We start from the raw sequence: 24,264 nt of genomic DNA, 5'->3' as shown, positions 1-24,264 counted from the left end.
GGGGACGTAGTAAAATTGAATTTTACTACGTCCCCTTTTGAATATTTCAACAATATTTTTGAATGATTTCCTGCATTTTGTCAAACTGCTGCTCCATCTCATCCACCAGTTTGAACTGTGTGCGGGCGCGAACCAGATTGTGCTCCGGATACGCTGTTTTAAAGTAAGTGTCTCCCTGAAGATAATCTGTCAGGAAACGGATTCCACACTCTAATGTCATCAGTCTTGCCCCCCAAGGCAAGCTTTCTTTTTCTTCCTGTGTCAACACATCACCAGTACCTTCCAAATAGCCTTTTACATATGTGTCATACAGAGAAATATCAAAGTGAACCAAATCCAGATCCTTCTCATCTTCCGCCGCTGTGGCAGCACCAAAACGAATCGAATCTCCGAAGTCATTTGCCGCAAGACCAGGCATAATTGTATCTAAATCGATAATACAAAGTCCTTTTCCAGTCTTTGCATCAAATAAAATATTATTTAATTTTGTATCATTATGTGTAACACGCAACGGAAGGGTTCCCTCTTCCTGCTGTTTTACAAGCACTCCACAATCCTCTTTTCTATTTAATGCAAACTCAATTTCTTTCTTGCAGGAAGCTGCTCTGTTCTTAATATCACGCTTTAACGACATCTGGAATGCCTCAAATCGTTTTACCGTATTGTGGAAATCCGGGATTGTCTCATTCAACTCAGATGCCGGATAATTGCCAAGCTGTTTTAAGAAATGTCCGAAACTGTTTCCTGACTGATAGAACTGTTCCGGTTTCTCCACAGACTGGAAACATACCGAGTCATGAATGAAATGATAGCTTCTCCAAGGTTGTCCCTCGTTATCTTCAAAATATGTACATCCATTCTTTGTCTTAATCGCAGCAAGTGTCTCCCTATCCGGATCACCGCCTTCTTCTCGAATCACATTTCTCAAATACTCAGTCACACGGAAAATATTTTCCATAACTCCGGCAGGATCTTTGAATACATTGTTGTTTACTCTCTGCAAAATATAACACAACTCATCTTCTCCACCTACCGGCATATATACTGCATATGTCTCATTGATATGTCCTTCACCAAATGGCTTTACATAACTGCACTGTGTTCCAAAACCAAACGCGTACAATGCATCTTCAAGATTTCTGTTATTTCCTACTCCGTCAATCTTTCTTCTAGTCGAAAATACAACTTCGCCCTCTTCTACTTTTCTCTTTGACTCAATTGTACAGTTCGCCTTTACTACACTTCCAAGACCAATATGTGCGCCGCATCCCACAAAAGAATCATGGTCTACCACCGAACCACTATTTACCAAAACACCATGCTCGATCACAGTATTTGTGTTCACTACCGCATTCTGCATAATAAAACTTCCCTCGCCAATCTTTGCACTCGGGCTTACTACTGCAGACGGATGAATAATTGCCGGAACATTGTATCCAGCCTCCAGCAATTGTTCTGTCCAATACAAACGCATTCCATTATCTCCAAGACCTGCCACTGCCGTGTCATACTTTTCCAAAAACGCTTTATAATCACAGCATTTTCCTATAATGTCTGTTCCTATAACAGCATCATCTAAAAATACAACCTCTTCGTATCCAAGTATTTTAGCCGTCTCCTGAATCATATGACCAAATCCGCCAGCACCTAAAATCAATAAATTTTTCATCGTAATCTTCTGTGAGCAAATCCGCTCATGCTTCCCCTTTCACTATAATTTTTCTTCATTATAACATTTGTATCTGCTTCTGTCTCCCTTTTCATAAAATAATATTGGGTTTAGTTTTATTCATTTCATACCACTTATTGAGCGTATTGTAAACATACAACTTTTACGCTCAAAACATTTCTTAAAATTTTCAAACTCTTCGCCTTTTTCCCATCACCATCGCAAACACCACGCCCACAGCCGTACTGATCGTTGTCGCCACAATCCCAGCACCTACAATCCCAGCCGGGTTCACACTTCCATATTGGCTGCGATATGCGATAATATTAATCGGTATCAACTGTAATGAGGAAATATTCAGGATTAAAAATGTACACATATCCCGGCTTGCAATTGTCTTATCCCGATTCGGGTTGATTTCCTGAAGACTCTTCATTGCCATTAAGCCTGCCGGTGTCGCTGCCCAGCCAAGTCCCAGAAAATTAGCAATCATATTTGTTGTAATATGTTCATTCGCTTTATGCCCTCTTGGAATATCAGGGAACAAAATCCGCACAATCGGTTGGATTTTTCTGGATGCTGCCTTGATGATTCCTGCCTTTGTTGCTATTTCCATCAAACCGACCCAAAAAGACATCACTCCCATCATCGTAATACAAAGCGTCACTGCCTCCTTAGAAGAATCCAATGCCGCATTCGTAATTTCCGGCATCTTTCCGTTAAATGCTCCAAACAAAATTCCAATTACAATCATACCTGCCCAAAGATAATTTAGCATCAGTTCACCACATTTATTTTTTATAAAATGTATGCAGGAGGTTTTCAACTTATGTTCCTGTTCACACCACGCCATTCGCAGTAAATGAGCCCTCATGTAAACATGAACTCATTTGCTATTGACTGATGTGTGAACTGTAACCAAATTATCAATCCGGTTCAGTATATTTCTTCTCTTCTCATCAAATAGCAGATTCTTGTTATATTGATAATAACGCTCGCACTCATAATTTTGCAAAAACTGTACGCTGTAAAAATTAGTGTTCAGCTCTGTCACAAACACAGTCATCTCCTGACTATTGCCAAATACAATCTCCATAAAATCAAATCCATACTCCAACATTTGTCCTGCTGCATCCAGTTCTTTTTGATACGCCTCATTTTCTTTGGCAAATTCCTTTTTCACAAGTTCAAATGCCACTTCATGTTCCGGATTTCCCGCTTCTTTTAGTAACTTTTCATATTGCTCCAATTTCTCAATTGTCTGCTTCAACGCATACCCTTCTTCACGGTTTAGTATTTTTGCTTTTTTCTTTGACTTCAATGTCTGCTCCATCTCCGCACAAATCTGTTTCAGAGATAGTGCCCCACTTTTATATTCCTTCAGTTTTTCAAACATAACCGTAATACTCGCTTCTTTCTTGTATGTCTGTCGAAATGCCTCTACCGTCTTTGCAAGTACAAGACTTACAACACTTAACTTTTCATCAAACGATGCATGTCCGACTTTTTTCACAAGAATCGGATCGATTTTCCCCTGCATCACCTGATCAATCTGGTAATCTGCCTGATATTTATAATAAAGCTCCAAATAATTTGCAAAATCTTTTGCTATCTTCGGATACTGAATATACTGCACTACAACCTCCCGGTCTACTGTGATTTCGAGTTTTTCATATACCTGAATCAGACGTGACAAATCCTCCCATCCTCGCGGAGTTGCAAACAACATTCCATCCACAGTTGTCTCCATCTGATAGAAATATGCTACTCTCGTTGTCAGATAAGAAATCACCGCCGGGTGAATATCCTGCACATACGCATATTCTTTCCAAACCGAAAAATCCGGCTCCACCTCAATTTTCTTCACACGGTCCATCGTCACCACGTCAAACTCACGCACTGATTTGTTATATTCCGGTGGGTTTCCCGCAGCCACAATAATCCACCCCTCCGGAATGGCATGATTTCCAAATGTTTTATATTGAAGAAACTGCAGCATCGCCGGAGCCAATGTCTCCGAAACACAGTTGATCTCGTCGATAAACAAAATTCCTTCTTTGAGTCCACTTTCTTCAATTTTATTGTACACCGATGCAACAATTTCGCTCATTGTATATTCCGTCACTGAATATTCATTTCCACCATATATGTGCTTTGAGATAAACGGAAGCCCGATAGCGCTCTGTCTCGTATGGTGCGTAATTGTATATGCGACAAGACCAATTTCACACTCTTTAGAAATCTGCTCCATGATCTGCGTTTTTCCAATTCCCGGCGCCCCAATCAGAAAAATCGGCCGCTGTCTCTGCGATGGAATCTCATAATTTCCTTCTTCATCCTTTAACAAATATGCCTCTATTGCATGTTTTATTTCTTGTTTTGCTCTCTTTATATTCATTCTATCCTCTTTTCCTCCAACTCTTCCGGTTCTATAATCAATTTTATCGCCCAAACCGGCACATCCACATCCCGATAATCTTCTTTTAGAAATACAAATGCAACCTCATAGTTTGGACGCTTTGCCGGAAATGTTCCATACCCATCCGTAAAATAAATTAACCCTTTTAATCTGTGAAATGCTTTCGCCTTTAGCAATTGGTTGACATATCCAAACACCGGACGAAAATCCGTCCCTCCAAATCCTTTTACCTCAAAATGCTCCATATATTCATCCAATTCCTGCCGATTTGTAATCACTACATCCGACTGTACTTTATCATCGCACTGAATGACATGTACATTTATTTTTCGAAAGAAACTTTCTGATTTACCCAAAATATTGAACGTTTCCTCCAGAAATTTTTTTATTAACTCTTCTTTACAAGACATCGATGTGTCAATCGCAATGACAAAATCTTCAATTTTACGCAATTCTTTTGTTTCCTGTGGCTCAATCAACGGCATATTCCCATACATTTCCATTCCGTAATTATAAAAAATATAATCAAAGCTATCCTGATCCACCTGCATTTCCTCTTTTAAAATCGCAAACTTTTCCAAAAACTTTCGATAGTCATATCGGTTACGATTTTCAATCTGTACTTGATTTAAAATATTTTCCGCATTCTCAGAAGCCTCCTTTGAAAATGTCTCCATCTCCGTCTGCAATTTCTCATTTTGCTCTTTCCACTTTTTCTCCCGCTCCACGCATTTTTCAGGGGGCACATTCTCGTTCCACAAAACATGATCATCCACAAAAAATTCTTCCTGCATTTTTCCACAATGCTCTTCTTCTAAATGCATCCCCAGCAATTCCCGGTACACCCCTTTTGGCGTCAACACTTCCATCTTTTCTCTCAATTTTTGGTAAACTCCCTTTCGATATGGAGGCACATATTTGCGGACACTGTGCTCATTGAGTTCATCTATGATTGACTCCACAACAATATCACAAGCTAGATTCCAATACTGTTCATCCGCATGGTCCGGCTGTTTCAAATGCCCGAAAAGACAGTGAAAAATCATATGAAGATACGCACGGTTTACTTGCACCGGCGTCCTCTGGTACAGCCCAATCAGATAGTCTGGATAAAAATAAACTGTAAATCCATCCGTCCCAATACCGGAAATCTTCGTGTCCGGCAGAAACTCAAATCCACTTAAAATCACATCAAAAAAGCGCATGGACAAATATAGCTCATTCCGTGCATTTTTCAAAATATCTATGCAAATCTCGATTTTCTCCAGTTCTTTTTGTTGTTGTTTTTGAATTGGATTCATAGCTCAAATGTCTTCCTTTTTACTTGAAATTTTTGATGTTTTAACTCCATCAAATAGCTTGTCAGTTCCACTCTGCTTTTTTTATTAACCTGCTCGATTAAATACTCCAGCGTCTTTTGCTCTGAAATACAATGCTCTGCCAAAAATTTACATTCTTTCTCCCGCATCTCTTCCGCTGCCCATTTTATGCATGTTTCAATGTGCTCCTTCAAAAAGCTTATATATTTTTTCTTTGCCTTCTCACTTAACTGATACGGATATAAAAGCCTTCCGAACACAAGCCGAAATAACGTATCTTCATATTCCCTTCCTTTTGCCCATTCAAACCGCTCATCGTACAGATGAAACTGAAGTTCTTGGCGAACAAAACAATTCCGGTACATCATACCACTGCCATGCGTGTGTGTCTCCAAAATCCTCGCAGGCGTATTTTCGACCGCCTCCTCAAAAAACTCTGGGAATATCAGTTTCGCTTCCCCCTGTTTACTGTGATAAAAAATTGTCTGCTCCTCTGGAAGTTCCATCAAAAGTTCACGCAGACAAGACCTCTCATTCTCCACGAAAGTCACATCAATCTCCCTCACCTTGTGACACCCCGTAAATGCTCCCGCACCGATATCTTTCAACGTATTGTAAAATTGTATTCGCCTTAAATTACGGCAATTGTAAAATGCATATCGCCCAATTTTTTTAATAGAGTTTGGAAGGATGATTTCTTCAATCGGGGACGTAGTAAAACTAAATTTTACTACGTCCCCAATTGGTTGCGAAAATGCATAATCCCCTATCTCCACCACTTCAAATCCATCCATTTTTTCTGGTATTTCTATAGCCATGCTATTCCAGGAAACTCCTGTAATTTGGACTTTTTTGTCATTTACTTCATACTCATACTTTTGAAAATCTTTTTCCATTTTATTATTTTACCTCTAAAAAATTTTTCAAAAAACTACAAATTTATTGTAATAAATTTTTCTAAAGTTGTCAAAAAGGGACAGGGCTATTTTCATTTTGGGACACCCCCATATTCAATTAGGGACGTAGTAAAATTCAATTTTACTACGTCCCTAATTTAAACTTCTATCTCTTTTTCTTTCAATCTCCGATGTACAATTCCACGAAACAATGTATAAACCACCGAAGCAATCGGAATAAAAATCAACATTCCAACAATGCCCATCAGGCTCGCTCCAATACTGACTGCAACAAGCACCCAGATAGACGGCAGCCCCACAGAATTGCCAACGACATGCGGATAAATCAAATTTCCTTCGATCTGCTGTAATACAAGAAACATTACCACGAAGATCAATGCCTGCATCGGGTTCACCATAAAAATCAAAAGTGCTCCGATTACACATCCGATAAATGCTCCAAAAATCGGAATTAATGCCGTAAATGAAATCAGGATTCCAATCAACAGTGCATATGGCATTCCAAAAATTGTCATCGTCACAAAAAACATACTTCCAAGAATAATTGCCTCAACACACTGTCCGGTTAAGAAATTTGAAAATGTCTTATATGTCAGTGAGCTAAGTGCGAGCAAAATCTCTGTCCAGTCCTTTGGCATAAATGCGTACATTACCTTGCGAACCTGAATGTTTAGCTTTTCTTTCTGAAGCAGAATATAACAAGAAAATACAAAAGCGATAAAGAATGTCGTGACACCACTTACGATGCTTTTTGCAGCCTCAAATGTAGATCCAAGCACGCTTCCGGCACCATTTTTAAAGAAATCAATACCGCTTTTAATCATCTCATCCCACTTGAACTCCATACTGCCAATCCACTTCACGATTTCCTTATTATCCTGAAAAATGTTTTCCGCCCACTCCTGTACTTGCGGAATAAACGCCTGAATATTTCTTCCAAGATTCATCGCCGTATCTCCCAGCGCCGGCGCTACGACAAACACAACGATTCCAATGATTCCAAGTACAAACAAAATCGTAACCAGAAAGCTTACAGGTCTGGCAAATTTATTTGCCCATTTATTTTTTTTCATTTTCTTGCTTCCGAAAAACTTTTCCTCAATGAAATGCATTGGCACATTGAGTACAAATGCAATCGCACCACCAAGTACAAACGGAAAAATTACTCTGCCGATAAACCCAAGACCATCTAGCACTACTTCGTAGTTCCATAGTCCAATCAGTATAATTGCTGTAAAAACAATCAATCCTCTTATTTTCTTAATCGTTTCCTTATCCAAATTCATTTACTCGCCTTCCTATCGTCTTTTACGAATCCATTTCAGAAGCTGAATCACCGGAAGATTCAAAAGTGCAAGACCATAAACAGTAAATAATTGTGTCACATTCAACGGAACAACCTTAAATACATTCTGTAATGCTGGAATTGTCAATACACTTGTAATCAATACAAAGCCAATCAAAAATGCACCAATCAAGTAAATATTATTCCACAATTTTTTACTGAACATCATCGGTCTGTCTGATTTACAGTTAAATCCATGTACAAGTCTTCCTGTACATAATGTACCAAATGCCATCGTACTTGCAAGCACTGCATCACCGCCACGGTAACCAATCAAAAATGCTAACATTGTCATCAGACCAATACAGAAACCTTCTGTTCCAACCTTAATCAAAAAGTCTTTTGTCAAAATCGATTCATTCATTGGACGCGGTTTCTCATCCATGACAGTCTTCGTATGCGGCTCCAATCCAAGTGCGATTGCCGGGAGACTGTCTGTCAACAAGTTGATAAACAACAGATGTACCGGTGCAAACGGAACCGGAAGTCCTGCCAGCGAAGCATATAATACTGCAAGAATTCCACCAAAGTTACCTGACAGCAGGAACTGAATAGACCCCTTAATGTTTTTATATACATTTCTTCCGTTTTCAACTGCTTTGATGATAGTTGCAAAATTATCGTCTGTCAATACCATTGCCGCTGCGTCTTTCGATACTTCACTTCCTGTAATTCCCATCGCAACACCGATATCCGCCTGCTTCAATGCCGGGGCATCATTTACACCGTCACCTGTCATCGCAACAATATTTCCTTTATTCTGCCATGCACGCACGATGCGAATCTTATGTTCCGGAGAAACTCTCGCATATACGGAAATTCCATCTACAAAATCCATCAATTCTTCATCAGACATATTATCAATCACAGAGCCTTCACACGCTTCTGACTCATCTTTCAAAATACCAATTCGTTTTGCGATAGCTGCCGCTGTTACTTTATGGTCTCCCGTAATCATAATAGGCTTGATTCCCGCACGGATACAATCTGCAACCGCTGCCTTAGACTCCTCTCGCGGCGGATCCATCATCGAAATCAATCCCACAAAGATCAAGTCATCCTCATCTTCTAACTGCAGCACCTGATCTTTTTGAATCGGTTTATATGCAAACGCAAGTACTCGCAAACCACTTCTTGAAAATTCCTGATTCTGATTTTCAATCGCTTCTTTATCTTCCTGTGTAATCTGACAGACTTCTGTTCCCTTTTGAATCTTTGTAACACGATTTAAAAGTACATCCACCGCACCTTTGGTCACCATAACCGGTCCATTCTCCAGTACATGTGCTGTAGACATTAATTTTCTGTCACTGTCAAACGGAATCTCACTTGTACGAGGGAATTTTCCCCTTACATAGCCTGCTTCTGCTCCAAGCTTTGTTCCTAGATTAATCAGGGCTGTCTCTGTCGGATCCCCAATTTCCACACCATCTACATTTGTAGAGTCATTACATAAAATACTATATCTTAAAAGTTCTTTTTGTCCAAGTGCCTGACGGTCAATCTCTGTCGCCGGAATTCGTTTTCCATTTACATAGTAGTCTTCGACAGTCATACGGTTCTGAGTCAGTGTTCCTGTCTTATCTGAACAGATAATAGACACGCTTCCAAGACCTTCCACTGCCTGTAATTTACGGATAATTGCATGCTCTTTTGCCATCTTCTGTGTTCCAAATGACAGCACGATCGTCACGATAGAACTGAGTGCTTCCGGAATCGCTGCAACAGCCAGCGCTACTGCAAACATAAAGGAATCTCCGATGTTGACTCCCTGAAATACATTTACACCAAACAAAATACCACAGAAAATCAAAATTACAATTGATAATTTCTTTCCAAATTCATCTAAATTCATCTGAAGAGGTGTTTTCTTCTCAGACGTCGTCTTCAAAAGTGTGGCAATCTTACCTACCTCAGTATCCATTCCAATAGCTGTTACAAGGAAAGAACCACGTCCATATGTTACAAAACTTCCTGAGAATACCATATTGGTTTGGTCACCTAATGGCACTTCGCCAGTAATCGTATCTTCTGACTTTTCTACCGCAAGACTTTCTCCTGTCAGTGCACTTTCGTCAATTTTCAAACTCGCATTTGTCAAAATACGTCCATCAGCCGGAACATAATCTCCTGCTTCCAGAAAAACTTCGTCACCGATTGTCACCTCTTTTGACGGAATCTGAATCACATTGCCATCACGAAGTACCTTCGCAAGTGGCGCCGATAATTCTTTCAGACTATTCAACGACTGTTCTGCCTTTACTGTCTGAACCGTTCCGAGAATTGCATTGATTGTGATTACAACCAAAATAACAATCGCACTCTCTGCATCTCCAAGTATCCCTGATACGACTGCTGCCACAATCAAAATAATGACAAGAAAATCCTTAAACTGCTCCAGAAATATCTGAATCGTACTTTTCTTTTTTCCTTCTACAAGTTCATTCAGACCATACTTTTCCTGGTTCTGCTGCACTTCACTTGAAGTCAATGCCTCTTCTTTTCCATTGACTTCCCGCCTCACTTCATTTTGTGAGAGCTGATAATAATTTTTCATTCCAAAATCCTCCATTCTTCCGTGCACTACCTAGTCTCTATTGTTTACATTTTCACCCTTTTTATAAAAAATTACAAAAGAGAATAAAAAGAGACCTCTATTGCACGCTAATTATGCAATAAAAGTCTCACTATTTCATTACGATACGGATGAAATTCATCGTATTGACGACATCGTAAACGTTTAGTAACGCTAGTTACTCCCTTTTATCTATAAAATACTATAGTCAACTTTTTTGGTTCTGTCAACTGTAATTTTTAATTCTTTTACAATTTGATACAACAAAAGCATCATAACCTGCGTCGCCGCAAGTGACCACCAAATTCCGGTAATCCCGAACACAGCCGGCAATAAAAATAGAAATATCGGTGCCACAATCAATGTCTCCCCATAGATCAACGCCATAGCCGGCTTTACTTTCAATGTTGCATTTAAATAAGATATATGAAATTTCGCAAGTCCGGTAAACAAAAACGACACCGCACTAATTCTCATTCCCACATGAAAAAACTGCTCTGACTGCTTTGACATTCCAAAAATCGCCGGAAAGAAATCCGATACTGACACAACAACTGCAAGCATAACTACTCCCAAAACAATGACACTTGCTGATGCTACTCTTTTAATATACGCAAGTTCCTCTCGCCTTCCTGCACCACAATAAAAGCTCATAAGCGGCTGAGAACCATCTCCCACACCTACCAGCATCGACTGAACCGGAAATACAATATAAGAAATCACTGCATAACACGCGGCCGCTGCATCACCACCGTATTTCAGGCACTGCAGATTTGTAAAAATCAGCACAATCGACGGTGCCAGAGACAGTCCAAATGCAGACACCCCAATCTGAAAAATTTTCACACTTCTTTTCCAGTTCCAAACCAACTGTACCTTTGTTTTTCCTTTGATATAAATTAAGTAAATGCAAATAAAAATCACGGATATCTGCGCTGCAATCGTGCCAAGAGCAGCTCCCCGAATTCCCAGCCCCACTTTAAAAATGAATACATAATTCAATGCAAGATTTACGAACATCCCCGTGACCATGCTCACCATAGCGCTGACTGCCATCCCTCTGTTTCGAAGCAACGGTATCATTCCTGAACCAATGATCTGAAAAACACATCCTAAAATAATAATCTGCACATAGGCCTCAGCCTGCATCAGTACCTCTCCTCTTGCGCCAAGAAGCTGTAATAAGATCGGATACGTCAGGAACAATATTACACTTAATAAAATTCCGACTCCCACAAGCAGACACACCGTCAGATGATACGTTTTTTCACTTTCTTCTTTCTCATCTTTCCCAGCCAAATTCGAAAACAAAACACTGCCGCCACTTCCAATCCCTATCCCTGTTGCAGTGATTACTGCAACAAGCGGCCATGCAAGATTAACTGCTGCAAGCCCGGTATCTCCCGCTGCCCGACCTACAAATAATCCGTCCATCACGGAATAGAGGCCTGATAACATCAGCGAAAACACCGTCGGGAGACAATCCCTGATAAGATTTTTCTGAATTACTTTCTTTTCCATAGTCACTCCTTATTGCACAAAAAAGGACAAGGATTTCCACCTTGCCCTAAAACTTCATTCTCACTAGTTTGTGATTGTTTTTTCTGTTTCTTTATCAAATACGTGAATTTTTTCTGCATCTAATGCAAATTTCACTGTATCGCCTGTTCTTGCTGTTGTTCTTGGGTTTACTCTTGCTGTCATACTTGTTCCTTCATAATCGAAGTATAAGTAAACTTCAGCACCAAGCATCTCGTATACACGGATTGTAGCTTCGATTACTGTATTTGGTGAAGCTTCAATAAACATCTGCTCATCATGTACGTCTTCTGGGCGAATACCAAGTACAACTGTCTTTCCATCATATCCTCCGTCAATGAGCTTTTTCGCTTTTGCTGGTGGAAGTTCAATTGCAGAAGGTCCTGCTTGAAGATAAACTTTATCTCCTTTTACCTTACATACTGCATCTACGAAGTTCATCTGAGGTGATCCAATGAATCCTGCTACGAATAAGTTACATGGTGTATCATATAATACCTGTGGTGTATCTACCTGTTGAACAACACCGGCACTCATAACTACGATTCTTGTTCCAAGTGTCATAGCCTCTGTCTGGTCATGTGTAACGTAGATGATTGTTGTACCTAATCTCTGGTGTAATTTAGAAATCTCGATACGCATCTGTCCTCTTAATTTTGCATCCAAGTTTGATAAAGGCTCATCCATAAGGAATACTTTTGGATTACGAACGATAGCACGTCCCATAGCAACACGCTGTCTTTGTCCACCTGATAATGCTTTTGGTTTACGATCTAATAATGCTTCCAAGTCAAGAATCTTAGCTGCCTCACGAACCATCTTGTCAATCTCATCTTTTGGCACTTTTCTTAATTTCAAACCAAATGCCATGTTATCATATACTGTCATATGTGGGTATAACGCATAGTTCTGGAATACCATCGCAATATCTCTGTCTTTTGGTTCTACATCATTTACTAACTTATCTCCAATTCTTAATTCTCCAGAAGAGATGTCTTCCAGCCCTGCAATCATACGAAGTGTTGTAGATTTACCACATCCTGATGGTCCTACAAAAATGATAAATTCTTTATCTTGAATTTCAAGGTTGAAATCTTTTACTGCTTCAAATCCATTTGGATAAACTTTATTAATATGTTTCAATGATAAACTTGCCATTTCAATCTTCCTCCTAATAGCTTTCGTTTTTTATTCTTCCTAAAGTATATAGAAAAAGTAAATTATGGTCTATGCCCAAGTTGAACAAATTTTTCTCAGTTGTCTCGTCAAGTCGACGAATCTTACGAAATTAGCATCTGGTATACATCTCGTTTCCCAATTCCCCGGTCTTTCGCCACTTTTTTCATTGCCTCTTTCTTATCCACACCTTGATCCAAATAGAAATCCATATGCTCCTCTATGCTCATCTCTTCCCACTTTGCAACTTCTTCTTGTCGAAGTTCCTCGCGGCTTTTTCCTTCAATGACAAGCACACACTCACCCTTTGGCTCATTTGCCTCATAATATGCAAGTGCTTCCCCAAGCGTTGTCGCAAATGCAGTCTCGTGCTTTTTGGTCAATTCCCGGCACACCGTAATTCTTCGATCTCCAAGTCTCTCCAACAGTTCCCGCAGTGTACGAACAAGTCTATGCGGTGACTCATACAAAATCATTGTCCGTGTCTCATTTACAAGTTCATTCAATACAGACTGTTTTTCTTTTTTATCTGTCGGCAGAAATGCCTCAAACGCAAATCTTCTTGTCGAAATTCCCGACAACGTCAATGCCGTAATACACGCCGCTGCTCCAGGCAGGGATGTGACTTCAATCCCTTCCTCATAGCACATCTTCACAAGCTCTTCCCCCGGATCTGACACTCCCGGTGTCCCCGCATCTGTCACAAGTGCAATCTGCATCCCATCTTTCAGCTTCTCAATGAGCTTTTTACCTTTTTCTATCTTATTATATTCGTGATAACTTGTCATCGGAGTCTTAATTCCAAAATGATTCAAAAGCTTTACGCTATTTCTTGTATCCTCCGCTGCAATCAAATCCACCTCACCCAATGTACGCACAACACGATATGTCATATCTTCGAGATTTCCAATCGGTGTCGCACACAAATACAGCTTTCCTGACATATTTGTGCCTCCTTCTTATTTCATCGCATACTCCGAAAGCAATTCTTCCGAATATACGCCCTGCTCTTTATAGACAATCAATGGCGGCTCCACGCGCATACGTGAATTTGCCCCACGCATTCCTTCAATCAGCACCATATTCGGTTCCTTATGTACAAATGGATGTACCATTCTCATACGTTTTGGCTCAATTCCTACCTGTATCATCTTTGACAGGATTTCAGCCAATCGAAACGGTCTGTGCACCATATAAAATCGACCTCTTGGCTTTAAAATTCTTGCGCTTTCCCGCAAAATATCATTCAAATCACAAAGCACCTCATGCCTTGCAATTGCCTTTGCATCCGACGGATTCTCAATACCATGATGTCCAATCATATATGGCGGATTTGTTGTTATGACGTCAAAAGAGGCTGGTCCGAATAATTCGGCTGCCTCTTTGATATCTCCCGTCACAATGTCAACTTTCTCTTCCAAATGATTATGGGCTACACTTCTTCTTGCCATGTCAGCACTTTCTTCCTGTATCTCCAGTCCGGTAAAATGCATCCCTTCGGTCTTTGCCGTAAGTAAAATGGGAATGATCCCTGTTCCTGTTCCAAGATCCAGCGCACATTCTTTCTGTTTTACACGGGCAAAATTGGCAAGTAATACGGCATCCATTCCAAAACAGAATTTCCCCGGATGCTGTATGATCTCATACCCGTTAATCTGTAAGTCATCCAGACGTTCGTCTGATTTCAGATTAGTTATCATCTAATTTTGACGCTCCTTCGTTCTTCTCCAATGCTGCAAGCTCCTTCATCTCTTCTTTGGAAAGTCTCACATCATTTTTTCTCTTTCGCGGTCTGAATTTCAGCTCATCCACTTTGTACTCGCGAATCTCTTTCTCATCATTTTCTAACGTCACAACTACTTTCACAAGCTGGCGAAGCACGCTGACACTCTGTACTTCTCCTTTCAAGCCCTCATTCGTTGTAACTGTGTCCCCGATTGCCGGAAGACGACTGTTCAGTTCTTCATATGTCTCTTCCTCATTGGTCAGACAACACATCAGCCTTCCACACACACCGGAAATTTTCGTCGGATTCAAAGAAAGGTTCTGTTCTTTTGCCATCTTGATTGATACCGGTGCAAACTCTGATAAATATGTGTGACAACAAAGCGGACGTCCGCAAATTCCGATTCCGCCCCGAATCTTTGTCTCATCACGCACACCAATCTGACGCAGCTCAATTCTTGTACGAAATACTGCCGCCAAATCTTTTACAAGCTCACGAAAATCAATTCTTCCGTCTGCTGTAAAATAAAACAGCACTTTATTATTGTCAAATGTATATTCGGCATTGATCAGCTTCATATCCAGATTGTGTTTTCTTATTTTTTCCAGACAGATTTCAAATGCCTCTTTTTCTTTCTCACGGTTCTTTTCTTCCGCTCTTTTGTCTTCCTCTGTGGCAATTCGAATTACCGATTTTAGCGGCTGCATGACCTCTTCATCCTTCACTTCTTTCGGTCCTGTCACAACAGTTCCAAATTCTATGCCTCTTGCTGTCTCCACTATTACTTTGTCACCCTGTCTGATGTGAAATTTACCTGGTGCAAAATAATAAATCTTTCCTGCCGGACGAAATCTTACTCCGATTACTCTTGTCATATTCTAGTTCTCCTTTATCGTAAGCAACAATAATTCCATTACCAGATCAAAGTTTACATTCGCTTTCAGGCGTGTTTTCGCCTTTTCGATACTGTCCAGAATAATCTCAATTCCCTCATAAGAACTTTTGCTTGCCTTCTCCTTGATGTAAGTCAATTGGTCACTAAATACAACTTTTCCTGCTTCTTTTGTTGCCTTATAAAGCAGAACATCTCGGTACCAGACAGTAATCAGATCCAGATAATCTGTCACTTCTAATTTATATTTATTAATCTCTTTTATCGCACTGACAATCTCGTTCAGTTCCATCTCATCAATATATTTTAACAACTGAACTGCTTCTTCTTTAATCTCATTAAAGTGTTCTGACGTAGCCAGCATAATGGCACGCCCCATATTTCCCTGTGCAAATGCCGCACAGATATCTGCCTGATAATCCGGAATATGCAGTTGCTCCATCAAATACTTTTTAATCAAAGTATCCTTAATATTCCTCAATTTCAACATGACACATCTTGAACGAATTGTCGGCAGCAAACTGTCTGCATTCTCTGTCAGCAGAAAAATAATGGCATATTCCGGTGGCTCTTCAATCGTTTTTAACAGTGCATTCTGTGCCTGCACAGTCAACAGATCCGCTTCCGGAATAATGTATATCTTATAGCGGTTGCTGTATGGCTTGATCATAATGTCACCATTGAGCTGCTCTCGTATATCATCTACACTGATTGACCCCGGCTTTTCATGCTGTATCGTAATGATATCCGGCTGATTCCCGCTGTCTGCCTGCCTGCAGGAACGACACTCACCGCAAGGTTCTGACTGGCTGGTCTCACATTGCAGAGTCATTGAAAATAATTTTGCAAGCATCTTTTTTCCAGAGCCTTTTGCGCCATTTAAGATATATGCATGAGATACTTTATCCTGCTCTACGGCATTTTGTATATATTGAATTATGTCTTTGTGTCCTACAACATCTTTAAATCCGCTCATATTATTACCTTTCTGTTATATATTTTTTTATAAACAACTTCCTCGACGTGCAACCTTGCCGTCGCTTTGCTTACGTGAATATTATATCATATTTCTTGGTGAATACATAGCATAATTTCTTGGATGCAGTTTTCCATATTGTCATTGAAATAATGGTGAGTTATCCCCATTCTTTGTAAGTTTTCCTCAGAGAAATCCTCAGCATCCGCAAGGAATCGCCTGCACAGTTCTTCGTATTTTGGCTCTTTCTGTTTTCTTTCTCGTTCTACTGCCCTTAACAATCGCACTCCATCGTCAACATCAATGTATATAGGTACCAATGAATCCGTCCCCATATATGCGAGCATCTTTGCATATGACTCTAAAGTCCCGATTGCAATGTAATTCTCGTCTCCGTCAAACTGTCCATCATCCACAGTAAAATATTTCCACACTCCGTGTACCGTATTGTATGCGCGAAGTTCGATTACTTTCCCTTGTGCCTCGAACTCAGCCAATCTTTTTTCATCGACAAAATAATATTCTACACCCTCCTGCTCACCTTCCCGAATCGGGCGTGTTGTATAGATTACAATTGTCTTAAGATTTGGCATCCTCTCTTTGATCTGTTTAAAAATTGTATCTTTCCCAGAGGCACTTTTCCCCATAAAATAAAAAATCTTACTCATTTATCCACACCTTTATCTGTTTATCCACTTCCAGACCTTCAATCGAAAATCCTAGCTGTTCATACATCTCCAAATATGCAATCACATCCTCCGTAATCTGCTCTCCAGGCACAATAATCGGAATTCCGGGTGGATACAAATACGCATATTCCATCGAAATTTTTCCGATACTGTCTTTCCATCCACAAAGTTTTCCGCGCTTTTTATGCAGTACGTCAGAACTTTTTGCACAAAGTCTCGTTCTCGGAAGTTCTCTCCACACTCGTTGTTTGTTCATGGCAGACAAGGAACGATCAATTTCTAACAATGCCTGTGTAAATCTTTCCAATCCTTCTTTCGTGTCTCCTACTGCCGTCATTCCAAGCACATAGTCTCCCGAGGTCATCTCCATCTGCAAATGATACTTCCTACGCAATATTTTTTCAAGGTCTCTGCTTGAAATATTTGTATTTCTCACTGAAATCACAAATTTAGAGCAGTCATAATGTAAAGTCTCCACGAGCCTCAAATAAGAAAGTTTTCCCAACTCTTCCCGCATTTTTTGCAAGTTATCCACATACGGTGAAAAGATATCCTCACCTTTTTTTTCAATCAATTCCATACATTCATCTATGCTTGCCATCAATACATACGACGGACTGCTGGATTGTAACATATGCAGATACATCCGTACTTTTTCTCTATTTACAGACGTTCCATTGATATGAAGCAAAGCGGTCTGTGTGAGCGATGGAAGTGTCTTGTGCACACTATGTACAACAATGTCTGCACCATTTTCATTCGCATTTTTCGGGAAATACGAATCAAATCCAAAATGTGCTCCATGTGCCTCATCCACAATCAACGGAATCTTATGTGCATGTGCCACTTCTGCAATCTTTTTCACATCAGATACCACACCGTCATATGTCGGCGATACAATCATAACCGCCTTGATATTTGGATTTTTATCTAATAACAAAGTAATGTCATCTACTCTCACTTCCCCGTTTAATCCTGTTTTCTCATCGTATTCCGGATAGACATACACAGGTTTCAGCTCATTTAAATAAATTGCGTGATACACGGATTTGTGGCAATTGCGGGCTACAAGAATCTGGTCTTGTTTGTCAGTCACTCCCATAATCGCACTCAGAATTCCAACTGTGCTTCCATTTACAAGAAAATGTGTCTCATCTGCACAATATAATCTCGCGGCACGTTCCTGTGCCTCCCGAATGATCCCGTCTGCATGATGCAGATCATCAAACCCATCTATTTCAGTAATATCAATTTCATAAGGTAGATCATTCTCCATCATTTTTTCATTTCTCTTGTGTCCCGGCATATGCATTCCATAGAAATCACTCTCACTATATTCCTCCAGATAATTATAAATTGTCTTCATACTCTTCTCCCAATTAAAATGAGCCACATCCCAAGATGCAGCTCGCTTTTCTCTATCTGTACTCTTCATATTTCCCATAATACTTACCGTAATATTTTCCATAATAATGACCATTTTTCTTTCGATCAACCTTGTTGAGAACAACGCCAAGCACAGCGCATCCTGCATTTTCAAGCTTTGAACGCACTTCCTGTACCAAACGGTATTTAATCGAACCTGATTCAACAACAATGATTGAACCGTCACACTCTTTTGCAATAATTGCACTGTCGACAACCATGCCAAGCGGTGCTCCGTCAATAATAATATAGTCATATACTCCCCGGAAAGATTCCAAGGCCTTCGCAAAACGACTCGATGCAAGAAGCTCTGTTGGATTAGGGACAACCGGTCCTGAAAAAATCATATGAAGTCTTGAAATATTTGTCCCGTATACAATATCCGTCAATGCACATTGTCCTGAGAGAAAATGAGAAAGTCCTCTATCAATTTTTCCTGTTCCAAGTCTGGACACTAATACAGATTTTCGAATATCCGCATCAATAAACAGTACATTCTTATTTAATTCAGAAAGCGAAATCGCCAAATTCAGCGAGGTGGTACTTTTTCCTTCACTCGCAAGAGAACTAGTAAACACGATTACACGCTTATCGTCACCGCAGAACTGAATATTTGTACGCAAATTTTTCATCTCTTCTCTCATCTCATAATTCAATTCTTTTTGTAAAATATCAACCCGCTTCATAGACTTCTCCTATTCTTTCCTCAATATTTTCTCCGGATTTTTAACAAAAATACGCTCCGCATACTCTTTTCCCATTTTTTTAGTTACATATTTCGCACACTTTCCCAAATTAGGCTTACGATACTCAGTTCCATGCGCATCACTGGCAATAAAATGTACACAATCTTCTTTCATTGCTCTTTTACAAAATTGCTTTGTTTTCTTACCATACTCGCCAAGCACAGATGAAGCATTCAACTGCATATAAGCTCCGAGTTCAATCAAATCCCACACATTATCCATATCTTCTGTAAGAGCCGGATAACGCTCAATATGGGCAATTACCGGCTTATATCCGGCTACCACTAAATCATATATTTGATTACGAATTCGCTGAAACGAATGACTAGAGGAAAACTCTACAAGCACATAGCGGCTTCCAGCCAATGTAGGTCTTCTCTTCCTCTGTATATCCTCTGTCATGTTCGAATTCGTATGATATTCACATCCAAGATAAATTTTAAAATCGGGTGCTATCTTTGTTGCAACCCCTCGCATTCCTCTGTAATAATGTATAATCTCCTTCATATCCGGTTCAAACATCTTCACCCGATAATGTGGAGTTAATATGATATTCCTCACACCATCTTCATATTCCATCTGAAGAAGCTGTTTCGCCTCACTAACTGTAGACGGACCATCATCCACCTTTGGCATAAGGTGGCAGTGTATATCAGTCAGAGTCAAAACCCTCACTCCTTTCACAAGACCTCCCCAGGCAACAGCCCGGGGAGGGAACAACACTATCATAATTCAAATGAATTATTTAACGTATTCTTTTTTTCTCAATCCAACAGCTGCTACAACTGCTACAAGTGCTACCACTGCTACAGTTGCCATAGAAGCTTCTCCAGTTTTTGGAGAAGTTTTTCCTGTTGTTCCTGTTACAGTGTTTTTATCTACTACGAATGCAACTGGAGAAAGCTCTGTAAATGTAGCTGTGATAGTTCCGTTACCGGCTTTCACATTTTTTACAGTGTTAGCTTCCCACTTTGATCCATCGTAGTGAAGAACTGCAACTTTTGTGTTAGCTGTCACACCTGATGCAGCAAATGTAATAGTAGCTGGAAGTCTTTCTGCTGATACTTCTTTAACTGCCACAACTTCCATTCCTTCTACATAAGCGCTTCCAAGTGCTGTTTTGAGAGTTTCTTTTTTCTGCACTTCTGCTTTTACATTTGCATCAACGTCATCGCTGACTTTAACAGAAATCTTGTTTCCATTAGCATCAACGGCAGATACTACCTCATTCTTGATTGCACCATTAGCTGACGGACTAGGTGCAGCTAAAGTGTTAAAACCAAGTGCTAATGTCAAAGCGAAAGCAGAAACAACTCCTAACCACTTCTTTGCTCTTCTCATTGGTATCTCCTCCTTTTTTTATTAAATCATTTTACTCCCCAACAAAAGAATTTATCATTCTTCCACTGGCTTGTAAAATAATTCCACAATTATTTTGTACAATGCGTCATCATCCACATAGAACTCATCGTGCTTTTCCCCCGCGACTTCCTCGCCCGGAACAATAATCGTCTTGTCTAACTCATATGTCGATAATGTTTCTATATCATCTGCAGTAATATCTGTAATCAGATAATTCTGCAAGCTGTTCAGCATCATAGCATATCCCGATGAACCTCCGCTTGCGTAAGACTTCATCTGACTTGCTAAAGCCTCCAGGAACTGCGTCTGTCTTTGCATACGTTCCTGATTGCTTCCGGTCTCTTTAATATCTCTCGTTCGGACATATTTCTCTGCCAAATCTCCTTTTAAAGTAACCGTTGCTCCTTTCTGAAACGAAGGATCTATATCTGTATAATCTTCTGGCACTGTTAAAGTAACACCACCGATTAGGTCTGTTGCCTTCGCAATTCCCTCTATGGTCATAGCAAGATAAGCATCAATCTTTACACCATAGAGCAGTTCTGACACTGCATTCTTTGTGAGCCAGCAGCTTTTTCTGCCACCATCTCCATATGCATACTGCAAAGCAATCTGCCCTTTTTCTTTTCCAAGTTTCTCACCATTCATGTCGTAGATTTGAAGTTCAATCATAGAATTTCTGGATATTTCTAACATCTGTGTCTTCTTCGTAGACTTATCCATGATAAAAAGTATAATACTGTCTGACTGACCGCCATATCCAGCATACTCCTGAATTTGTACTTCTTGTTTCTTGTCTACACCCATAAATAATATTGTAGTAATATCACGATTGTATTCGTATTTCTTTCCATCTACTGTAATGTAATCCTGAGTTTCCGGTTCCTCTTTCCCCAACTCTTTCGCAACCTTTTTCTCTTCTTCCTTCGCTTTTAAATCCTGTATGCGCATCCCTGCTATAACTACAATTACTGCAATCACTATAATCGCAAGAATGACACACACTCCCTTTTGCAATTTATTCATCTACTAAAACCGCCCCTACAAGGAATCTGTGGTCTGCTTCGTTTCCAATACATGTGCTAAGTGTGATGATTCTATTTTCTGGCGTAACCTCCACACTTTCATCAATTGAGTTTCTCATATCTCGCGACTCGTATATCGAATCTAAAAATGCCTGTCTTTCACTTTCTAAAAGAAAATTATATCCTTCCATAATGTGCATGTCACTATAAACAACTGCAGCAAATATACGGTATACAAACTTTTTCTCTGGAGTGTAAATAATAACTTCCGGATGTTCTTTTAAAAACTCTGCATCCTCGTACTTATGCAAATCTTTGAACATCGTTCCATCGCGCATATCATGTCCATAAATAACAGTATTAAAATCTGAAAAATCTTTATAATTACAGTTTTCAGTATATATTGATCCAGGAAGTCCTGCCGTCCCATCAATTGTATGATCCAAATAATAGACGTCATCCGTCGGATGCTGTAGAATTGGATAATTTACATTCGTTCCAGGAATCTCAATCCACGCATATACATCTGGATTCTGTTCCTGAAGTTTCGCAAAGTCAATCGGACTAGTATACGTATCTCCCTGCTGCTGTTCTTCCTTCACTTCTTCTTTTACTACTTCTTTTTTTACTTCTTCATATTTCTTCTCATTTTTAGCTAATCTTGTGTAATAAAGAATCAAATACCCAATTGCTATCCCGGCTACAATAACACAAACCGCAAACAGTATCTTTCTTCCTTTTCCCTTCATCTAATCAACCCTATCTTTTATCTATCTATGCGTATTTTTCGGTTTCTTTTGCTGTTTCTTTGTCTTTGACGTACTCTTTGAACGTGTACTCTTTTTCACTTCTACATCACTATCCAGCGGTAAGGCTGCAAGTGTATTCAATCCCAAATACTTCGTTACATCTTCCTCCGTCTTAATTGTGTCATCAAGCAGATAACGAATTACAATGACCGCCATCGCAAGTAATGCCGCAACCAAACCGCCAATAACTGTATTCTTTCCCAAACTTGGACTAGAAGGCGCCTTTGACACAACTGCACGTTCTACAATACTAGGACGATCTGTACTCATAATCTCCGCAACACCATCGGCCGTAGCATCTGCAAATTCATTCGCCATCTCTGCCGCCAACTCCGGATCTGAATCTTCTACTGTTATCTTCAGATAACGTGTATCCGCTGGGTTTTCGACCGTAATCTTCTCAACCATCTCTTCATAGCTATATTCTAACTCCAACCCATCAATCACATTATTCACAACCGGGCGACTTGTCACTAAAATCGCAAAATCTTTTGTCAATTGACTTCCCATCTGGATATCCGCAAGAGAAGTTACACTTGTTGTCTTTGTCAAGATATATATCATTGAAGTCGAAGAATATTGTGGTGTGACCAAAAATTTTGTTCCACCAAAAAGAAGGGCAGCCCCTATTACTAACGACAAAATAATAATCCCTATCTTTCCAAGTAATACTTGAAACAATTCTAGCAAATCAATCTCTACTTCTTCTTCACGTACTTGATTATCCATGATCCGTCTCCTCTATCATACTATCTATATTTCATAAATTCCTTCTCCAAAAGGTAAACAAAAGTATTCACGTAGTTTGACCCTCGTGACACTATAACATAAATCCAAACAAAATGGAATACATATATTTTACAATTTTCGTCATTTTTTATCAATATTTTTATCAATTTTCTCTATGTTTCTCTACTTTTTTCTTCTATGTACCAATTTGTAAACAATATAGTATGTTATTCCTCCAACAATTCCTCCCAATGTGTTATAGAACAAATCCGCAATCTGAAATGTTCCGACTCTAAAGATTACCTGTGAAACTTCGATACTGAGAGAACATAAAAATACTATTTTACACGAGTTTCTAATTACTTTATAAAAATAAATCTTGCTTCCACATAATTTTTCCCCAAATATCCAAAACAAAAGCATAGAAAACGGAACAAACAAAATTACATTCTCAATCGACTCTGTCGTCAATTGACCATTTGCATCATACAGGCTCCATCCTCCCATAACATTCACCAATGGATTCAGCCATAAATTCCGATTTAAAAGGGTTCGAAATAAAATCAAGGCTGTATAAAACGCCAATAAAAACACTCTTCGAAATTCACTTTTTGATTTAAACGCGTCTATCCATTTGCGCCACGCCGCCTTCCATCCATGTTCTGTTGTAAAAAGATAAAAAAACATAAATAAAACAGCTAAAATTATAGAAAATCCAAACGGTTGATACAACGCTGTCAACACATTAGTTACAATCATCTTTATAATATCCGGCAAATCATCTTCTTCCTTCCAAAATCCCTTATTTCCCCCTCTAGAGCGTGTTTGAAAATTAAAAAGTGCACAAAATATTTGTTTATAGCCCTTCTTTCATGGTAAAATAAAGAAAAAGGGGCTGATATTATGTCAAGACGTTACGAACTAAC

22 protein-coding genes are annotated in these 24,264 nt (G+C 39.5%); all 22 read right to left on the bottom strand.

Features of this window, described 5'->3' with window-relative positions; translation table 11 throughout:
* Window positions 1–46: 46 nt before the first annotated feature.
* The 22 genes from ACTQXY_RS08600 to ACTQXY_RS08495 all read right to left on the bottom strand — a co-directional run bounded on the left by ACTQXY_RS08600 (window position 47) and on the right by ACTQXY_RS08495 (window position 24,115).
* A complete protein-coding gene (locus tag ACTQXY_RS08600) occupies window positions 47–1,669 on the bottom strand; it encodes a phosphotransferase (protein ID WP_441659138.1) in 1,623 nt (540 codons plus the stop codon).
* A 190-nt stretch (window positions 1,670–1,859) separates the two neighbouring features.
* Complete coding sequence (locus ACTQXY_RS08595) at window positions 1,860–2,447, bottom strand: nucleoside recognition domain-containing protein (protein ID WP_156556141.1); 588 nt, start codon at window positions 2,445–2,447, stop codon at window positions 1,860–1,862.
* A 108-nt stretch (window positions 2,448–2,555) separates the two neighbouring features.
* Complete coding sequence (locus ACTQXY_RS08590; protein ID WP_441659137.1) at window positions 2,556–4,067, bottom strand: AAA family ATPase; 1,512 nt, start codon at window positions 4,065–4,067, stop codon at window positions 2,556–2,558.
* Window positions 4,064–5,389, bottom strand: coding sequence for a vWA domain-containing protein (locus ACTQXY_RS08585; protein ID WP_441659136.1), 1,326 nt, complete (start codon window positions 5,387–5,389; stop codon window positions 4,064–4,066). The genes ACTQXY_RS08590 and ACTQXY_RS08585 overlap by 4 nt, the downstream gene beginning before the upstream one ends.
* Window positions 5,386–6,225 (bottom strand): leucine-rich repeat protein, encoded by an 840-nt coding sequence (locus tag ACTQXY_RS08580; RefSeq protein WP_441659135.1) that lies wholly within the window; start codon window positions 6,223–6,225, stop codon window positions 5,386–5,388. Before ACTQXY_RS08580 ends, ACTQXY_RS08585 begins: the two co-directional genes overlap by 4 nt.
* 236 nt (window positions 6,226–6,461) lie before the next feature.
* Complete coding sequence (locus ACTQXY_RS08575) at window positions 6,462–7,610, bottom strand: AI-2E family transporter (RefSeq protein WP_071144690.1); 1,149 nt, start codon at window positions 7,608–7,610, stop codon at window positions 6,462–6,464.
* Between the two features lie 12 nt (window positions 7,611–7,622).
* Window positions 7,623–10,226, bottom strand: a complete 2,604-nt coding sequence (locus ACTQXY_RS08570; RefSeq protein WP_441659134.1) for an HAD-IC family P-type ATPase — start codon at window positions 10,224–10,226, stop codon at window positions 7,623–7,625.
* 210 nt (window positions 10,227–10,436) lie between these two features.
* Window positions 10,437–11,765: an MATE family efflux transporter gene (locus ACTQXY_RS08565; RefSeq protein ID WP_441659133.1), complete on the bottom strand. Its 1,329-nt coding sequence runs from the start codon at window positions 11,763–11,765 to the stop codon at window positions 10,437–10,439.
* A gap of 63 nt (window positions 11,766–11,828) precedes the next feature.
* A complete protein-coding gene (locus ACTQXY_RS08560) occupies window positions 11,829–12,941 on the bottom strand; it encodes an ABC transporter ATP-binding protein (RefSeq protein ID WP_022249888.1) in 1,113 nt (370 codons plus the stop codon).
* Window positions 12,942–13,063: 122 nt separating this feature from the next.
* A complete protein-coding gene (gene rsmI, locus ACTQXY_RS08555; protein ID WP_441659132.1) occupies window positions 13,064–13,903 on the bottom strand; it encodes a 16S rRNA (cytidine(1402)-2'-O)-methyltransferase in 840 nt (279 codons plus the stop codon).
* A 15-nt stretch (window positions 13,904–13,918) separates the two neighbouring features.
* Window positions 13,919–14,659, bottom strand: a complete 741-nt coding sequence (locus ACTQXY_RS08550) for a tRNA1(Val) (adenine(37)-N6)-methyltransferase (protein ID WP_004614424.1) — start codon at window positions 14,657–14,659, stop codon at window positions 13,919–13,921.
* A complete protein-coding gene (locus ACTQXY_RS08545) occupies window positions 14,649–15,560 on the bottom strand; it encodes a PSP1 domain-containing protein (RefSeq protein ID WP_004614425.1) in 912 nt (303 codons plus the stop codon). The genes ACTQXY_RS08550 and ACTQXY_RS08545 overlap by 11 nt, the downstream gene beginning before the upstream one ends.
* Before the next feature lie 3 nt (window positions 15,561–15,563).
* Window positions 15,564–16,553 (bottom strand): DNA polymerase III subunit delta', encoded by a 990-nt coding sequence (holB, locus tag ACTQXY_RS08540; RefSeq protein WP_441659131.1) that lies wholly within the window; start codon window positions 16,551–16,553, stop codon window positions 15,564–15,566.
* An 86-nt stretch (window positions 16,554–16,639) separates the two neighbouring features.
* Complete coding sequence (locus ACTQXY_RS08535; protein ID WP_441659130.1) at window positions 16,640–17,221, bottom strand: nucleoside/nucleotide kinase family protein; 582 nt, start codon at window positions 17,219–17,221, stop codon at window positions 16,640–16,642.
* Window positions 17,214–18,608 carry an aminotransferase class I/II-fold pyridoxal phosphate-dependent enzyme gene (locus ACTQXY_RS08530; RefSeq protein WP_441659129.1) on the bottom strand — a complete coding sequence of 465 codons (1,395 nt, stop codon included), beginning with the start codon at window positions 18,606–18,608 and terminating at the stop codon, window positions 17,214–17,216. The genes ACTQXY_RS08535 and ACTQXY_RS08530 overlap by 8 nt, the downstream gene beginning before the upstream one ends.
* 52 nt (window positions 18,609–18,660) lie before the next feature.
* Window positions 18,661–19,353 (bottom strand): polysaccharide biosynthesis tyrosine autokinase, encoded by a 693-nt coding sequence (locus ACTQXY_RS08525; RefSeq protein ID WP_441659128.1) that lies wholly within the window; start codon window positions 19,351–19,353, stop codon window positions 18,661–18,663.
* A 9-nt stretch (window positions 19,354–19,362) separates the two neighbouring features.
* Window positions 19,363–20,097 (bottom strand): CpsB/CapC family capsule biosynthesis tyrosine phosphatase, encoded by a 735-nt coding sequence (locus tag ACTQXY_RS08520; protein ID WP_441659127.1) that lies wholly within the window; start codon window positions 20,095–20,097, stop codon window positions 19,363–19,365.
* 57 nt (window positions 20,098–20,154) lie between these two features.
* Window positions 20,155–20,754: a hypothetical protein gene (locus ACTQXY_RS08515; RefSeq protein ID WP_441659126.1), complete on the bottom strand. Its 600-nt coding sequence runs from the start codon at window positions 20,752–20,754 to the stop codon at window positions 20,155–20,157.
* A gap of 54 nt (window positions 20,755–20,808) precedes the next feature.
* Entirely contained in the window at window positions 20,809–21,801 is a 993-nt protein-coding gene (locus tag ACTQXY_RS08510) for an LCP family glycopolymer transferase (protein ID WP_441659125.1), read from the bottom strand.
* Entirely contained in the window at window positions 21,794–22,549 is a 756-nt protein-coding gene (gene srtB, locus ACTQXY_RS08505; protein WP_441659124.1) for a class B sortase, read from the bottom strand. The genes ACTQXY_RS08510 and srtB overlap by 8 nt, the downstream gene beginning before the upstream one ends.
* Before the next feature lie 21 nt (window positions 22,550–22,570).
* Window positions 22,571–23,338 carry a Wzz/FepE/Etk N-terminal domain-containing protein gene (locus tag ACTQXY_RS08500; RefSeq protein WP_441659123.1) on the bottom strand — a complete coding sequence of 256 codons (768 nt, stop codon included), beginning with the start codon at window positions 23,336–23,338 and terminating at the stop codon, window positions 22,571–22,573.
* Between the two features lie 183 nt (window positions 23,339–23,521).
* Window positions 23,522–24,115, bottom strand: coding sequence for a VanZ family protein (locus ACTQXY_RS08495; RefSeq protein WP_441659122.1), 594 nt, complete (start codon window positions 24,113–24,115; stop codon window positions 23,522–23,524).
* Window positions 24,116–24,264 lie beyond the last annotated feature (149 nt).

This window comes from Faecalimonas sp. LCP19S3_D12 (assembly GCF_052121495.1).
In the GTDB taxonomy this organism is placed as follows: Bacteria; Bacillota; Clostridia; order Lachnospirales; family Lachnospiraceae; genus Faecalimonas.
The sequence above is the reverse complement of the archived record's forward strand: the minus strand, read 5'-3'. Positions and strand labels throughout refer to the sequence as shown.

Excerpts from the sequence above, each read along its gene's own strand:
- ACTQXY_RS08525 (WP_441659128.1), bottom strand. The coding sequence starts at position 19,353 with ATGAAGCGGGTTGATATTTTACAAAAAGAATTGAATTATGAGATGAGA.
- rsmI (WP_441659132.1), bottom strand. The coding sequence starts at position 13,903 with ATGTCAGGAAAGCTGTATTTGTGTGCGACACCGATTGGAAATCTCGAA.
- srtB (WP_441659124.1), bottom strand. The coding sequence starts at position 22,549 with ATGAAGGGAAAAGGAAGAAAGATACTGTTTGCGGTTTGTGTTATTGTA.
- holB (WP_441659131.1), bottom strand. The coding sequence starts at position 16,553 with ATGAGCGGATTTAAAGATGTTGTAGGACACAAAGACATAATTCAATAT.
- ACTQXY_RS08510 (WP_441659125.1), bottom strand. The coding sequence starts at position 21,801 with ATGAATAAATTGCAAAAGGGAGTGTGTGTCATTCTTGCGATTATAGTG.
- ACTQXY_RS08590 (WP_441659137.1), bottom strand. The coding sequence starts at position 4,067 with ATGAATATAAAGAGAGCAAAACAAGAAATAAAACATGCAATAGAGGCA.
- ACTQXY_RS08565 (WP_441659133.1), bottom strand. The coding sequence starts at position 11,765 with ATGGAAAAGAAAGTAATTCAGAAAAATCTTATCAGGGATTGTCTCCCG.
- ACTQXY_RS08515 (WP_441659126.1), bottom strand. The coding sequence starts at position 20,754 with ATGAGAAGAGCAAAGAAGTGGTTAGGAGTTGTTTCTGCTTTCGCTTTG.
- ACTQXY_RS08575 (WP_071144690.1), bottom strand. The coding sequence starts at position 7,610 with ATGAATTTGGATAAGGAAACGATTAAGAAAATAAGAGGATTGATTGTT.
- ACTQXY_RS08585 (WP_441659136.1), bottom strand. The coding sequence starts at position 5,389 with ATGAATCCAATTCAAAAACAACAACAAAAAGAACTGGAGAAAATCGAG.
- ACTQXY_RS08560 (WP_022249888.1), bottom strand. The coding sequence starts at position 12,941 with ATGGCAAGTTTATCATTGAAACATATTAATAAAGTTTATCCAAATGGA.
- ACTQXY_RS08580 (WP_441659135.1), bottom strand. The coding sequence starts at position 6,225 with ATGGCTATAGAAATACCAGAAAAAATGGATGGATTTGAAGTGGTGGAG.
- ACTQXY_RS08595 (WP_156556141.1), bottom strand. The coding sequence starts at position 2,447 with ATGCTAAATTATCTTTGGGCAGGTATGATTGTAATTGGAATTTTGTTT.
- ACTQXY_RS08530 (WP_441659129.1), bottom strand. The coding sequence starts at position 18,608 with ATGAAGACAATTTATAATTATCTGGAGGAATATAGTGAGAGTGATTTC.
- ACTQXY_RS08545 (WP_004614425.1), bottom strand. The coding sequence starts at position 15,560 with ATGACAAGAGTAATCGGAGTAAGATTTCGTCCGGCAGGAAAGATTTAT.
- ACTQXY_RS08500 (WP_441659123.1), bottom strand. The coding sequence starts at position 23,338 with ATGGATAATCAAGTACGTGAAGAAGAAGTAGAGATTGATTTGCTAGAA.
- ACTQXY_RS08550 (WP_004614424.1), bottom strand. The coding sequence starts at position 14,659 with ATGATAACTAATCTGAAATCAGACGAACGTCTGGATGACTTACAGATT.
- ACTQXY_RS08570 (WP_441659134.1), bottom strand. The coding sequence starts at position 10,226 with ATGAAAAATTATTATCAGCTCTCACAAAATGAAGTGAGGCGGGAAGTC.
- ACTQXY_RS08535 (WP_441659130.1), bottom strand. The coding sequence starts at position 17,221 with ATGAGTAAGATTTTTTATTTTATGGGGAAAAGTGCCTCTGGGAAAGAT.
- ACTQXY_RS08600 (WP_441659138.1), bottom strand. The coding sequence starts at position 1,669 with ATGAAAAATTTATTGATTTTAGGTGCTGGCGGATTTGGTCATATGATT.